This window comes from Planococcus sp. TJ-307 (genome assembly GCF_058268435.1).
This window is the reverse complement of record NZ_JBZDOJ010000001.1, coordinates 127,189-139,580: the sequence shown is the minus strand read 5'-3', so window position 1 is coordinate 139,580 and position 12,392 is coordinate 127,189. Positions and strand designations below refer to the sequence as shown.

15 protein-coding genes are annotated in these 12,392 nt (G+C 44.0%); 8 read left to right on the top strand and 7 right to left on the bottom strand.

Features of this window, described 5'->3' with window-relative positions; translation table 11 throughout:
• Positions 1-43: 43 nt before the first annotated feature.
• Positions 44-616, bottom strand: coding sequence for a GNAT family N-acetyltransferase (locus AC4EHK_RS00620; RefSeq protein WP_490976867.1), 573 nt, complete (start codon positions 614-616; stop codon positions 44-46).
• Positions 617-688: 72 nt separating this feature from the next.
• Between AC4EHK_RS00620 and AC4EHK_RS00615 the strand changes: the two genes are divergently transcribed.
• The gene (locus tag AC4EHK_RS00615) at positions 689-1,282 is read left to right on the top strand and encodes a histidine phosphatase family protein (RefSeq protein ID WP_490976866.1); all 594 of its coding nucleotides are present in this window, start codon (positions 689-691) and stop codon (positions 1,280-1,282) included.
• Here the strand turns inward: AC4EHK_RS00615 and AC4EHK_RS00610 are convergent.
• Positions 1,276-2,085 carry a protein phosphatase 2C domain-containing protein gene (locus AC4EHK_RS00610; protein ID WP_490976865.1) on the bottom strand — a complete coding sequence of 270 codons (810 nt, stop codon included), beginning with the start codon at positions 2,083-2,085 and terminating at the stop codon, positions 1,276-1,278. The genes AC4EHK_RS00615 and AC4EHK_RS00610 overlap by 7 nt on opposite strands.
• 162 nt (positions 2,086-2,247) lie before the next feature.
• On the opposite strand from AC4EHK_RS00610, the gene AC4EHK_RS00605 reads away from it, so the two are divergent.
• Positions 2,248-2,592 carry a heme oxygenase gene (locus tag AC4EHK_RS00605; protein WP_490976864.1) on the top strand — a complete coding sequence of 115 codons (345 nt, stop codon included), beginning with the start codon at positions 2,248-2,250 and terminating at the stop codon, positions 2,590-2,592.
• 99 nt (positions 2,593-2,691) lie between these two features.
• A complete protein-coding gene (locus AC4EHK_RS00600) occupies positions 2,692-3,909 on the top strand; it encodes an MFS transporter (protein ID WP_490976863.1) in 1,218 nt (405 codons plus the stop codon).
• A 90-nt stretch (positions 3,910-3,999) separates the two neighbouring features.
• Here the strand turns inward: AC4EHK_RS00600 and AC4EHK_RS00595 are convergent, their stop codons facing one another.
• From AC4EHK_RS00595 to AC4EHK_RS00580, 4 genes are all read right to left on the bottom strand, one after another.
• Complete coding sequence (locus AC4EHK_RS00595) at positions 4,000-4,296, bottom strand: TIGR04104 family putative zinc finger protein (protein WP_490977900.1); 297 nt, start codon at positions 4,294-4,296, stop codon at positions 4,000-4,002.
• Positions 4,297-4,330: 34 nt separating this feature from the next.
• Positions 4,331-4,567: a hypothetical protein gene (locus AC4EHK_RS00590; RefSeq protein WP_490976862.1), complete on the bottom strand. Its 237-nt coding sequence runs from the start codon at positions 4,565-4,567 to the stop codon at positions 4,331-4,333.
• Positions 4,568-4,775: 208 nt separating this feature from the next.
• Positions 4,776-5,195 carry a cupin domain-containing protein gene (locus AC4EHK_RS00585; protein WP_490976861.1) on the bottom strand — a complete coding sequence of 140 codons (420 nt, stop codon included), beginning with the start codon at positions 5,193-5,195 and terminating at the stop codon, positions 4,776-4,778.
• An 82-nt stretch (positions 5,196-5,277) separates the two neighbouring features.
• Positions 5,278-6,327 carry an NAD(P)/FAD-dependent oxidoreductase gene (locus AC4EHK_RS00580; RefSeq protein WP_490976860.1) on the bottom strand — a complete coding sequence of 350 codons (1,050 nt, stop codon included), beginning with the start codon at positions 6,325-6,327 and terminating at the stop codon, positions 5,278-5,280.
• A 132-nt stretch (positions 6,328-6,459) separates the two neighbouring features.
• On the opposite strand from AC4EHK_RS00580, the gene AC4EHK_RS00575 reads away from it, so the two are divergent.
• From AC4EHK_RS00575 to AC4EHK_RS00560, 4 genes are all read left to right on the top strand, one after another.
• On the top strand, positions 6,460-7,251 hold the full coding sequence (locus AC4EHK_RS00575; RefSeq protein ID WP_308787380.1) for an ABC transporter ATP-binding protein: 792 nt from the start codon (positions 6,460-6,462) through the stop codon (positions 7,249-7,251).
• Positions 7,252-7,256: 5 nt separating this feature from the next.
• Positions 7,257-8,189 (top strand): iron-hydroxamate ABC transporter substrate-binding protein, encoded by a 933-nt coding sequence (locus AC4EHK_RS00570; protein ID WP_490976859.1) that lies wholly within the window; start codon positions 7,257-7,259, stop codon positions 8,187-8,189.
• 239 nt (positions 8,190-8,428) lie between these two features.
• Entirely contained in the window at positions 8,429-9,427 is a 999-nt protein-coding gene (locus AC4EHK_RS00565; RefSeq protein WP_490976858.1) for a FecCD family ABC transporter permease, read from the top strand.
• Entirely contained in the window at positions 9,424-10,431 is a 1,008-nt protein-coding gene (locus AC4EHK_RS00560; protein ID WP_490976857.1) for a FecCD family ABC transporter permease, read from the top strand. The genes AC4EHK_RS00565 and AC4EHK_RS00560 overlap by 4 nt, the downstream gene beginning before the upstream one ends.
• Positions 10,432-10,531: 100 nt before the next feature.
• Here AC4EHK_RS00560 and AC4EHK_RS00555 read toward each other — a convergent pair whose 3' ends face one another.
• On the bottom strand, positions 10,532-11,536 hold the full coding sequence (locus tag AC4EHK_RS00555; RefSeq protein WP_490976856.1) for an EAL domain-containing protein: 1,005 nt from the start codon (positions 11,534-11,536) through the stop codon (positions 10,532-10,534).
• A gap of 293 nt (positions 11,537-11,829) precedes the next feature.
• Here AC4EHK_RS00555 and AC4EHK_RS00550 point away from each other — a divergent pair, with 293 nt between their 5' ends.
• Complete coding sequence (locus tag AC4EHK_RS00550; RefSeq protein ID WP_490976855.1) at positions 11,830-12,366, top strand: dihydrofolate reductase family protein; 537 nt, start codon at positions 11,830-11,832, stop codon at positions 12,364-12,366.
• Positions 12,367-12,392: the final 26 nt, after the last annotated feature.

Genomic DNA, 12,392 nt, shown 5'->3' with positions numbered 1-12,392 from the left:
GTAAAAGAGGCTGCCTTTTGGTAGCTTCTTTTACTTTCTACCATTAATCAACCGGTTTGAATTCGCTCTTTAGCACCGCATACATTGCGAGGTCCACAAATTCACCTTTAATGATCATATGCTGCCGGGCGATTCCTTCCCGCTTCATGCCCAGTTTTTCAGCCAGACGCTGGGATTGGTTGTTTTCCAGCATAATGGGCGCTTCTACTTTGTTCAGCGCCATACTTTTAAAACCGAAAGAAAGCAAGGATTTTGCGGCCTCAGCCATCAGCCCTTGCCCCCAGTACTCAGGCGATAGCACATAAGCAATTTCCGCTTTGTGGCGTTTCGGACTCCAGCTGATAAAATCAATGGTGCCAATCATCTTGCCGTTTGCTTTCAATTCGATAGCCCACGTTAATTTAGACTGCCGATCATAGCCTTCTAGAATAAAAGATAAGAATGCCTTAGAATCTGTTATCGATTGATGCATTTGCCACGGCAAATATTTGGACACTTCTGGATGTGAAGCATAAGCAAAAAGATCTGCAGCGTCTTCCATTGTTATTTTCCTAAGAAGCAACCGTCCTGTTTCGATTCTCGGCAGTTCTCGGTAGACTGTCTGTAGATTCTTCATGGATTGTCACCCTCTTTTCTTAAAGTTTCATTTCAGTTATTCTATTAAGTAACACCAAAGGAGATGGCTTTATTGACTACAGTTGGTTTCGTACGGCATGGCATTACAGATTGGAACATTCAAGGCATTGCACAAGGATCTTCGGATGTCCCGTTGAACGAAACGGGCCGGCAGCAGGCGGAGTCGCTTGCAAACCGTTTGGCTGCAGAAGAACATTGGGACTTGATCATCTCCAGTGATCTGTCCCGCGCAAAAGAAACGGCTGAAATCATTGGCCGAAAACTCTTTTTGCCAGTCAACCATTTTGATGCGCGGCTGCGTGAAAGAAGCGGCGGCAAAATCGAAGGCACGACCGAAGCCGAGCGCCTTGAAAAATGGGGTGCAAACTGGCGCGAACATGATTTGGCAATGGAGAACTTGGACAAAGCAACGGAGCGAGGAGTCGCTTGTCTTGAGGACATACTAAAAAACTTCAAGGGCCAACGCGTACTGCTTGTCAGCCACGGGGCTTTGATCGGCCTTACGCTGCAAAAACTTCTGCCTGAAAAGTTCACAGAAACTTCCATGGACAATACATCCATTACAATTTTGAAAAACGCTGAAAGCCGATGGGATTGCACGCTCTATAATTGCACAGTACATCTGAACAAAAGCGAAAGTTATTGATTGCTGGCATAGCTTGCTTGCTCCTGTACATTTACTTTCCATGAAACCACGGTCGTGCTGTCGCGAACGTGGTTTTTTTGTATGGTGTCTAGTAATGCAGCCACTCCCTCAATTGTTGTTCTGTTCTTGCATTGCTGCCAAATGCTATCAGGTTCAGCCAATACTGCACCTGGACACTCCACCAGTCCGTCTGTTGTCAGCAGGAGCTGATTTTCTCCTTGCCGTAATTCTCTCACCCCGCTGCTGAAACATGGAACCTGTTGCTCGAAGGTATTTACTTGCCCAACCCATTCGTAAAACTGGCGCTGATTGATCTGGTACTGGCCAAAAGCAGCCAATTCGGGGTGAAAAACGTACAGCAAGCAATCACCGATGGAAAACCAGTATAGGTAGTTTTCTTTTCTAACTGCTATCAGGCACGCCGTCTCCCCTTGCACATTTCGGCACGCTTCCTTAAACTGCTCTTCCTGGAACAACTGCAGCAGACACGTCTCAATACTGCTGAAAAACCCAACACTCACCTTACTTGACAGTAGAGAAGTGAGCGCTTTTTGATAATTTTCTACTTGTTCAACAACCAGCTCAGCGCTTTGAGCTGTATTGTGCGCATCCAGAATCATGATGAACTCCCACTCGTCTTTTTCATGCACCCACATCAGGCAGCCATCTTCATTCTTTGTCTGGCCAGCAGCAGAGTTGCCGCCAAATCGCCCAATTACCAATTGATCGATTTGCAGAACCTTTGGTTGATCGACATATGCGTTGTCGCTTCCAACCCAACAAAAACTTTTTATTTGTTGCATCGCTATCTCCTCGTTTCCAATATTCTTACAATTATAATTCACCGTTTACTAATTGAATAGGAAAAGATGACGGGTACGGTAGAATGCACATCAATTTACAGAATGTGATAAAGTGAATACCAGTGAGCAACATAAATTTAAATGAAAAAGGAGAGATTCTTGATGTATATCGTAACTAACCGCATTAAAATGAAACCAGGCTTTGCAGAAAAAATGGCACCTAACTTTGCCCGTCCGGGTGCTTTGCAGGAAATGGAAGGCTTCGTCAAAGTTGAAGTGACAATCACACAGGACTTGACGGAGTACGATGAATTGAACGTTAATATGTACTGGGAGACGCTTGAAAATTTTGAAGCCTGGAAAACCAGCGATATTTTTAAAGAAGCGCACAAGCGTCCAGAAGCAAAAGAAGACAGCAACGAACCCAAAAAAGAATCACCGATGCTTGGCAGTGAATTGGTTATCACCAAAATCGCTGCTTTGATTGAAGCGAAAACTTCAAACTAATGAAAATAGACAGATAGCCTGGTATGGGCTGTCTGTTTCTTTTGTGCCCATCCATTTCTCTGTCTTTCGAATCACATTACTTGGCAAGGAGCATTTCTATTGAACAACTCAAAACCCGCTTTATGGACAAAAGATTTTATTGTGACCGCTTTAGTGAACTTTTTCTTAGTCCTTATTTTCTATCTCTTGATGGTTACCATCGCTGTATACGCCGTCGAAGAATATAACGCCTCGACAAGTGAAGCTGGACTGGTTACCGGGATTTTCATCCTGGGTGCTTTGGCTGGGAGGCTGGTCATCGGACGTACAATTGATAAAATTGGACGCAAACGAACATTGATCATCGGCCTTGCTTTGTTTACATTGACCACGTTCTTCTATTTCCTGAACCTGGGACTGTCGTTTCTGCTGCTTAACCGCTTTCTGCACGGCATGACTTTAGGTATGGCAAGCACCGCAGCCGGAACCATTGTTGCCCAAATTATTCCGATGAGGCGCAAAGGTGAGGGCATTGGCTACTTCAGTCTCAGTGCGACATTGGCAACTGCTTTTGGTCCGTTTATTGGGTTGATGATGAGCCAGCACAGCAGCTATGAAATGATTTTCGCACTGTGCTTAGCTTTAGGGACGATCAGCTTAATTGTGTCTTTATTTTTATATGTACCGCCTATTGAGGCGCCTCCTTTCTCTACCGAAACAAAAGGATTTAAAATTTCCGATTACATTGAACCAAAAGCTGTTCCAATCGCACTTGTTTGTCTAGCGGTTGCCCTTTGTTATTCCAGCGTGCTTTCCTTTATCAACTTCTATGCAATGGAAGAAAATTTAGTGGAAGCCGCAAGCTATTTCTTCCTGGTTTATGCTTTGGCAATATTGGTTTCCCGGCCTTTCACCGGTCGACTGATGGATTTGAAAGGCGCCAACTTTATTATGTATCCAGCCTTCGCCGTTTTCGCAGCCGGGTTGTTCTTGCTGAACCTGTCGAGCAGCAGCACCGGCTTGCTCGTTGCCGGGGCTTTGATTGGCTTGGGCTTCGGCAATATGCAATCGACTGCACAAGCCGTGGCGGTCAAGCTGACCCCTCCGCACCGGATGGGGCTTGCCACTTCAACGTTTTTCATTTCGATGGATGCCGGACTCGGCTTTGGCCCTTATCTTTTGGGCTTCGTGATTCCGCTGATCGGCTATAGTTCGCTGTATGGGATTCTCGGTTTTGCAGTACTGGCAATCGCGTTCCTGTACTATATGCTGCACGGCAAAAAAGAACGCGCGGATGCTAAGAGTTGGAGTAGATTCCAAGCAAGTCAAAATCATTAGTTCAATCTGTATAGAAATGCCTTCTTACCAAAAACGCCCAACCGTAGAAATTCTGAATTTCTACGGTTGGGCGTTTTTAATTGTTCGATGTCACCAAAGCGGTTTTTGTTCATTTGATAGCTTGATTGTAAAAGGAATAAAGACAAACATACCAAGAATAAATACAGTCGCAAAAGATACGAACAAGAGATTATTTAAATCGAAAAAGGAATTTAAACATACAAGTAAGAACAAGGGAAGAAAGGTAAATAAAGAAATCCTTAATTGCGTTTTTGGCATGACATATTGCCGCTCTCCGCAGTTCGGACAACTTTTATTGTTTTTAAAACCAATTAGGACTGCACTGGACCAATTCCATTTGTGATTGCAGTTTTGACAGGTTGGCATTATCTTCTCTCTTTTCCAATAAAACACCGATCAGTTATCCTAACGGCGCTTCGTTCGTATCACTTAGCTTAATGTAGAAAGGGAAAAAGATGATTAGCAAAAGACCCACAACTCCACTCAAATATCCAAGCCCCATCAAAAGTCCTCCATTTTGAAAGGAAACATATTGTTGAGTTTTACAGGTTGGACATTCTTTCCCGTTCTTAGAAATTCCAAGTTTCCAAATATCTTTCGCTTTCCATTTATGATTACAATTAGTACAACGTGCCATCCAAACACTCCTTATTTAAAAACCGAAATATTACATTAATTAAATTATACATTTTTTCCAAATAAAATCTAAATCCATTGTAAATTAAAAAAACACTTCAACCGCAGAAACTCTGAGTTACCAGAAGTTTTTTACAGTGTGAAGTGTTAGTTGGTATACATTATTAACTCTTGCGATGGGAAGCGGAGTTCCTTTGCTACAATGGCTTTTATTCTTCCTCTTCTTCTGCTTTGTCAGCAATCGCTTTGGTTTTATGGACCGTGCCGTGTGGATGTTCAGGCGGCGCGTAAATTGAATAGATTTTTAATGGCTTATCGCCCGTATTTGTGACGTTATGCCATTTTCCTGCTGGAATCATGATGGCATAGTCGTCTTCGGCGTTTTCTTCAAATGTCAGGTTTTCTTCGCTGTCGCCCATTTGGACAAATCCTTTTCCAGCTTCAACCCGAAGGAATTGATCGCCTTCTTCATGGACTTCCAGGCCGATGTCATCCCCTGCTTCAATGCTCATCACGGTTACCTGAAGGTTTTTCCCTGTCCATAATGCGGTGCGGAATGTATCATTTTGTTTCGTCGCTTCTTCAATATTTACTACGAACGATTCTGCTCCATAATCTTTTAATTCCATTGCCAATTCCTCCTCCGAATTTTCTTAACAGCCTTCTATACCTCTGTTTAGGCTGCTTCAAACAATCCGGCACAGATTTTGCCTACACCAATAATTGTTTAACCAATTCCTTGTTGCGCTTTTTGAATACTTCATTGTGGGAAGACACCATCGCGATTTTGTGGGCGTCCGGCTGTATATAATGCTTGGCTTTGTTGACTGCATTGGCCGCATCTTGGAAAGTTCCGGCAATCAAATTCAATTTTCCTTCATGCTGGAGAATGTCTCCGGCTGCAAAAAGGCCAGCCACTGAAGATTCACTGCTCGGCGTACCGGCAATGTAATAGTCATCCGCAATTTCAATAGCCAATGGGCTGTTTCCAAGCAAACTGATGTCGCGTTCATAGCCGTGATTAATGATCATTTCATCAATCGGCAACACTTGGATTTCTCTTGTTTCCTGATGAGTCAGTTCGACAAACTCAATAGCATCCCGATCGTCTGAAGCAATCAGGCGTGTAATGTTGGTATTCAGGCAGCAAATAGCCGAACCGTTCAACAATTGCGATACTTGTGCTTCGTGACCCGCCAGTTCCGGTTTACGGTACGTCACATAAACTTGCTTGGCAATTGGCTCAAGTTCGTTGGCCCAATCGATCGCTGAATTTCCGCCGCCGGAGATCAGGACCGTCTTGTCTTTAAAACGCCCTAGTGATTTGACTGTGTAATTCAGGTTGGATACTTCGAAACGTTCTGCGCCTTCAATTTTCAGCTTTTGCGGATTCAAGATGCCGCCGCCAACTGCGACGATGACCGTTTTCGATAAATGCACGCGGCCAGACGAACCGATTAATTCAAATAGTCCTTCTTCATTTTTCGCTACCGACTCTACCTTTTCATTCAATACAACTTCCGGGTGAAATGTCAGCCCTTGTGCAACCAATTGATCGATAAGCTTTGCCCCTTGGATTGGCGGCTGTCCTCCTACATCCCAAATCATCTTCTCTGGATAGACGTGAATTTTGCCACCCAATTGCGGTTGGAATTCGATAATCTTCGTTTTCATTTCCCGCAAACCGCTGTAAAAAGCCGAATAAAGCCCCGCAGGACCCCCACCTATAATCGTTACATCAAAAAGCTCGTTTTTCACCATTTATTTTCACTCCTATCCCTCTATATTACGTATTGACAATGCTTGAAATTAGTCTTATAGTATTGATTGTACTGAAATTGAGAATCATTATCAACGAAAAAGATATTTAATTTAGAAAAGGAGGTTTTTGGGATGGTGCGTTTGTTCACCGAGGAGCTAAATATCAGCTATGGAGACCGCTTGATTGTCAAAGATTTGACCGTCCAAATTCCAGACAAAAAAATTACGACAATCATTGGTTCTAACGGCTGCGGCAAATCAACGCTGCTAAAAGCGATAACTCGTGTGATTTCGCATCAATCCGGAACTGTGGTATTGGATGGCAGCAATATTGCCCAGGAAAACACAAAGTCCCTGGCAAAAAAGATGGCCATTCTTCCACAAACACCTGACAGTGCCGCCGGTTTGACGGTTGGCGAGCTGGTTTCTTACGGCCGCTTTCCTTACCAGAAAGGTTTTGGCCGACTGTCAAAAAGGGATTACGAAATTATCAACTGGGCACTTGACGTCACCGGCACTCAATTCTTCAAATACCATCCGGTTGACGCCTTGTCCGGCGGTCAACGCCAACGTGTTTGGATTGCGATGGCGCTGGCACAGGAAACCGAAATGATCTTTCTTGATGAGCCAACCACTTACTTGGACATGGCCCACCAACTGGAAATTTTGGAACTGCTGCAGCAACTAAACCGGGAACAGGAACGGACCATCATTATGGTGCTTCACGACCTGAACCAGGCGGCGCGTTTTGCCGATCACATCATCGCCATGAAAGATGGCCAAATCGTCAAAGCTGGCAACTGCCACGAAGTCATTACACAACCCGTTCTAAAAGAAGTATTCCGAATCGACGCTGAAATCGGGCTGGATCCGCGAACACAAAAACCGATGTGCACCACATATAACTTAATCAAAGGAGTCTAACCGACATGAAAAAATTATTTTTGCCTCTATTCTTATTTACTTTGCTGCTGATTCTTGGCGCCTGCAATTCTGAGTCAACCACTGAGGAAACAGAAACAGAAACCGCAACGGCTGACCAAACTTCTGATACCATTACATATGAATCGGAAAGCGGACCTATCGAAGTTCCTGCAGATCCACAGCGTGTAGTCATGCTCACTTCTTACACCGGTGACGCAATGTCTTTGGACGTTCCTATGGTAGGAGTAACTTCTTGGGCAAAAAACAATCCGCGTTTTGAAGAAGAGCTGGCAGACATTGAAGAAGTAGCAGAAACAGATTTAGAGAAAATCATCGAATTGGAACCAGACTTAATCATTGGCGCTTCAACTACACCCAACATCGATAAATTGAGTGAAATCGCACCGACTGTCACATTCACTTACGGCAATGTCGGCTATTTGGAGCAACATTTGGAAATCGGCAAAGTATTAAACAAAGAAGATGAAGCACAAGCTTGGATTACCGACTTCCAGGAACGGGCACAGCAAGCCGGCGAAGAAATTCGCGCTGAAATCGGCGAAGACGCAACTGTTTCCGTTATCGAAAACTTCGATAAGCAAATCTATGTATTCGGAGACAACTGGGGACGCGGAACAGAAATTCTTTACCAGGAAATGAAATTGAAAATGCCTGAAAAAGTGAAAGAAATGGCTTTAGCAGACGGTTACTATATGCTTTCTCAGGAAGTGCTGCCGGAATACATGGGTGATTACGTTATCTTCAGCAAAGACAGCACACAAGACAACTCATTCCAGGAAACGGACCTATACCAAAACACACCTGCTGCTCAAAACGGGCAAATCTTTGAAGCTGATGCCAAAGAATTTTACTTTAACGATCCAATTTCTTTGGAATACCAATTGGAATTCTTTATCGAAAACTTTTTAGGCCAGTAAGATTGCTGTAGAATTATCCTTTTATAAACCGCTCGGCCGCTTCGGGCATGGCTCTCGCCTAGCCTATGACGCGCCAGCGCTGAGAAATTGCTTCATTAGCGATGTTTAATGAAGTATCTGCTGCGTACGATTCAGTAGTTCAACTTATATAACGAATAATTCCATTCAACTTGTATACTAAAAAAGAGGAATTCTGATTTTAGAATTCCTCTTTTATTCTCAGGAAAAGATGATGATTAATGAGCCCTAAAGTTTCCTTTCCAATTAAATTTATCTTAAGCCTGCTTCTGCTGGTGCTGACACTCATCGTCTCGCTGATTTTCGGAGCGGCGGATATTAGCTTAAAAGAAGTCGGGTTAGCGTTGTTTTCAACCAGTTCCAGCGATGGTATCGGGGTTATTCGGGAAATCCGGCTGCCGCGTGAAATTGCTGCTATTTTTGTCGGCGCTGCACTTGCAGTGTCCGGAGCAATGATGCAGGGCATGACCCGCAATCCGCTGGCTGATCCGGGTCTTCTTGGTTTGACCGCCGGTGCCAATGCGGCGCTTGCTTTCACGTTAGCTTTTGTTCCTGCTGCCAATTATTTTGGGATTATGATTGCCTGCTTTATTGGAGCAGCAGCTGGTGCTGCATTGGTTTTTGGCATCGGTGCTGTCAAAAAAGGCGGCTTTTCGCCGTTTCGGATCGTCCTTGCCGGAGCTGCCATCTCAGCCTTTCTGACAGCGATTGCTGAAGGGATTGGCCTGTATTTCAATATCTCGAAAAATGTCTCTCAGTGGACAGCTGGTGGGTTGATCGGCACTTCCTGGGGACAGCTGCAGGTGGTTGTGCCGTTTATCGCGGTTTCACTGCTGATTGCATTGATGCTGTCACGCCAATTGACCATTCTCAGCTTAAGTGAAGAAGCTGCAATTGGTCTTGGTCAAAAAACGGCGCAAATCAAAGCCGTTCTGTTTGTAGTCATTACGCTTCTTGCAGGAGCCGCCGTTGCACTTGCAGGCAATATGGCCTTTATCGGTTTGATGATTCCCCATGTTGTCCGTTCTGTTGTCGGGACCGATTACCGCTTTATCATTCCAATGTCTGCTGTTGCTGGAGCCATTTTCATGCTGCTGGCTGACCTCATCGGCCGTACCATTAATTCACCTTTTGAAACACCCGTAGCAGCAATCATCGCGATCATCGGATTGCCGTTCTTCCTGATTATTGTCCGTAAAGGAGGCAAAGCATTCGCATGATCCATCCAAGTTTACGCAAAAAACAACGAATATCGTATTATTCCTTACTTGCTTTGATCTTGCTGACAGCAATCACCAGCATGGGTTTAGGCTATTCACCTATCTCCTACGACAGACTAATTCCGGCCATTTTTGGCCAAGGAACATTTAAAGAAGAGTTTATCCTGTTTTCCATCCGTTTGCCGCGAATTTTAATTACTGTATTGGCCGGTATGGCTTTGGCTTTGTCCGGCGCTATTTTGCAAAGTGTGACGCGTAATGACTTGGCTGATCCAGGGATTATCGGCATCAACTCAGGTGCTGGTGTTGCGATCTCCGTTTTCTTTTTGTTCATTCCTGTGGAAGCAGGCGCTTTTGTTTATTTATTGCCACTTGTCGCGTTTGGCGGAGCGCTGGCGACTGCAGCACTCATTTACGCATTTTCCTATTCCCGTGTTACCGGTTTGCAGCCTATTCGCCTAGTGCTCGTCGGAATTGGGTTTTCGATGGCATTGTCGGGCGTTATGATTGTTTTAATTTCTTCTGCTGAACCGGAAAAAGTTGATTTTATCGCCAACTGGCTGGCCGGCAATATTTGGGGAGCGGATTGGCCGTTCATTGTGGCCATTCTTCCTTGGCTGTTGGTGCTGATTCCATTTGCTATGTACAAAGCCAATCGCATGAACGTGCTTGGCCTTAGTGACTCTGTCGCTGTAGGCATCGGCGTTTCCATTGAAAAAGAGCGCATCGTGCTGTTGCTGGCCGCTGTTGCGCTTGCTGCTGCCGCTGTCTCGGTTACCGGCGGAATTGCATTTATTGGACTGATGGCTCCGCATATTGCAAAAGCCATCGTCGGTCCGCGCCACCAAATGTTCTTGCCGCTTGCTATCTTGATTGGTGGCTGGCTCTTGCTGCTGGCAGACACCGTCGGCCGGAACTTGCTTGAACCTGCTGGAATTCCCGCAGGCATTATGGCCGCACTGATTGGAGCGCCTTATTTTATTTATTTGTTGTTAAAAAAATGACAGACAAAAACACAGTAAGCTTCCTTTCGGAGCTTACTGTGTTTTTTTGAGGAAGCATGATTTGACGATGTTCCTCTTATATAAAAACGAGAATTCCGATTTACGCTCCTATATGATGATCGTACAAAGGAGAAGATGCTGGTTTCCCGAAATAATAGCCTTGGAATAATTGATACCCGCGCTCTTTCAACCAATTAAAGTCTTCGCGTGTTTCGATGCCCTCCGCTAATGGGATCGAACCGACTTCCAACGCCTTTTCTAAAAATCTATTGGCAATTCTCTGTTTTTCTTCATCATTCACGACATTCTGGACATACTTCATGTCCAGCTTCATGTATTTTGGTTTTAAATCCGCCAAAAGTTCAATTGTGCTGTACCCTTCACCCACGTCGTCCAGTGCATAATCAAATCCTCTTTCTCGATAATAAGTCAGAATTTCTCTCAAATGATCCACATCATCTACTTTTTCCGTTTCCACAACTTCAAATACCAATGATTTTGGATTTACCCCTAATTGCTCAGATAAATCGATTGTCGAGCGCAAGCAAAATTCAGGTGAATAAATGGAAGTCGGAATAAAGTTGATGAATGCCTTTTCTCCTTTTAACGCAGCGGAATATTTTACAGCCGTCATTCTGCAGACCCGGTCCAGTGCATACAAGCGTCCTCGGGATTTTGCAGCTGGAAAAATTTCGTTTGGGTAAATCATCGACCCGTCTTCGTTCTGGAAACGCGCCAGCATTTCGTACGCAAAGATGCTTTCGTTTGCATCCACAATTGGCTGATAATGGCACGTAAGCCGTTCATTTTTTATTACGTCGTCTATCCATTCCGTTGCGAACACATTCGCCATCCCTTTTAATGGCTGCCATGCTTCTTGATCAATGCGAAACACAACTCGTTCCACATCCAATAAATCACTGCAAAAGTCCAGGAATTCTCTGGCACCTTTCTCGTTCATCTGCAACTTGTTTCCTTTGGTGATGACCTCGATTTCTCTTCTCTCCAAATGATCTATAACTATCTGTAACGCTGAAAGATTCGTTTCACCTTCCAACCGGATTTCAAATTTGATATCTGTAACTGAGCAATTATTACACTGCATATATTTCATCTCCTCCTTTTCTGGTATTTATAGTTTACTTTATAAGTAATAAGAACTGTTAGTCTTTTGACAAAAAATTAATATTTTTTTTCATTCTTTAACTTTGTACCCTTTTCATATACTAATATTCAGTTATCTTTTTTAATTAAAGGATATTTTCTTTCAGGCTAGAATTAATTCTAGAGAGCTACTAAATCGAAGCACGTCTAAAAAAGGACCATTGTACTATTATTTTTTCTAACTTTGAAGCATATGATTCAACAACGCCTCTCTTAAAAGAAAGGGGAATAGTTATGGGAAAAATCATTGTAGCAATGTATTTGACACTTGATGGGGTTATGGAAGAACCATCCTGGACTGCACCCTACTGGGATGATGAAATAGCCAAATTTCAACTCGATTTATTGTTTCGCAGTGACGCGTTGCTGCTTGGACGGGTGACATACGAAGGATTCGCTGCAGCATGGCCAGCAGCTGAAGATGAAGAGGGTTTTGCCGACCGAATGAACCAACTGCCAAAGTATGTTGTTTCCACCAGCCTGAAGCGTACAGAATGGAACGCACGCTTGATTACTGACAATGCAGCGCAGGAAGTGGCAAAGCTGAAAAAAACCGGTCAGCGGCTATTGGTTTACGGCAGTGCAGAGCTTATTGAAACTCTATTAAAGCATGATTTAATCGATGAACTGCATTTGATGACATTTCCGCTCATTTTAGGCGAAGGCAAACGGCTGTTCAAGGAAAATGCCGATCAGAAAATGTTCAATCTAAAAGAAATTCGCTCAACCGACTCAGGGGTCCTCATCGCCAGCTACACTCCAGACAAATAACGGCAAAAACAAAAGGCTCCCATCTG

Bases quoted from the DNA above. Each gene is read 5' to 3' on its own strand.
- AC4EHK_RS00560 (WP_490976857.1), top strand. From the start codon at position 9,424: ATGATCCATCCAAGTTTACGCAAAAAACAACGAATATCGTATTATTCC.
- AC4EHK_RS00590 (WP_490976862.1), bottom strand. From the start codon at position 4,567: ATGGCACGTTGTACTAATTGTAATCATAAATGGAAAGCGAAAGATATT.
- AC4EHK_RS00565 (WP_490976858.1), top strand. From the start codon at position 8,429: ATGAGCCCTAAAGTTTCCTTTCCAATTAAATTTATCTTAAGCCTGCTT.
- AC4EHK_RS00620 (WP_490976867.1), bottom strand. From the start codon at position 616: ATGAAGAATCTACAGACAGTCTACCGAGAACTGCCGAGAATCGAAACA.
- AC4EHK_RS00610 (WP_490976865.1), bottom strand. From the start codon at position 2,085: ATGCAACAAATAAAAAGTTTTTGTTGGGTTGGAAGCGACAACGCATAT.
- AC4EHK_RS00575 (WP_308787380.1), top strand. From the start codon at position 6,460: ATGGTGCGTTTGTTCACCGAGGAGCTAAATATCAGCTATGGAGACCGC.
- AC4EHK_RS00595 (WP_490977900.1), bottom strand. From the start codon at position 4,296: ATGCCAACCTGTCAAAACTGCAATCACAAATGGAATTGGTCCAGTGCA.
- AC4EHK_RS00570 (WP_490976859.1), top strand. From the start codon at position 7,257: ATGAAAAAATTATTTTTGCCTCTATTCTTATTTACTTTGCTGCTGATT.
- AC4EHK_RS00585 (WP_490976861.1), bottom strand. From the start codon at position 5,195: ATGGAATTAAAAGATTATGGAGCAGAATCGTTCGTAGTAAATATTGAA.
- AC4EHK_RS00555 (WP_490976856.1), bottom strand. From the start codon at position 11,536: ATGCAGTGTAATAATTGCTCAGTTACAGATATCAAATTTGAAATCCGG.
- AC4EHK_RS00550 (WP_490976855.1), top strand. From the start codon at position 11,830: ATGGGAAAAATCATTGTAGCAATGTATTTGACACTTGATGGGGTTATG.
- AC4EHK_RS00605 (WP_490976864.1), top strand. From the start codon at position 2,248: ATGTATATCGTAACTAACCGCATTAAAATGAAACCAGGCTTTGCAGAA.
- AC4EHK_RS00580 (WP_490976860.1), bottom strand. From the start codon at position 6,327: ATGGTGAAAAACGAGCTTTTTGATGTAACGATTATAGGTGGGGGTCCT.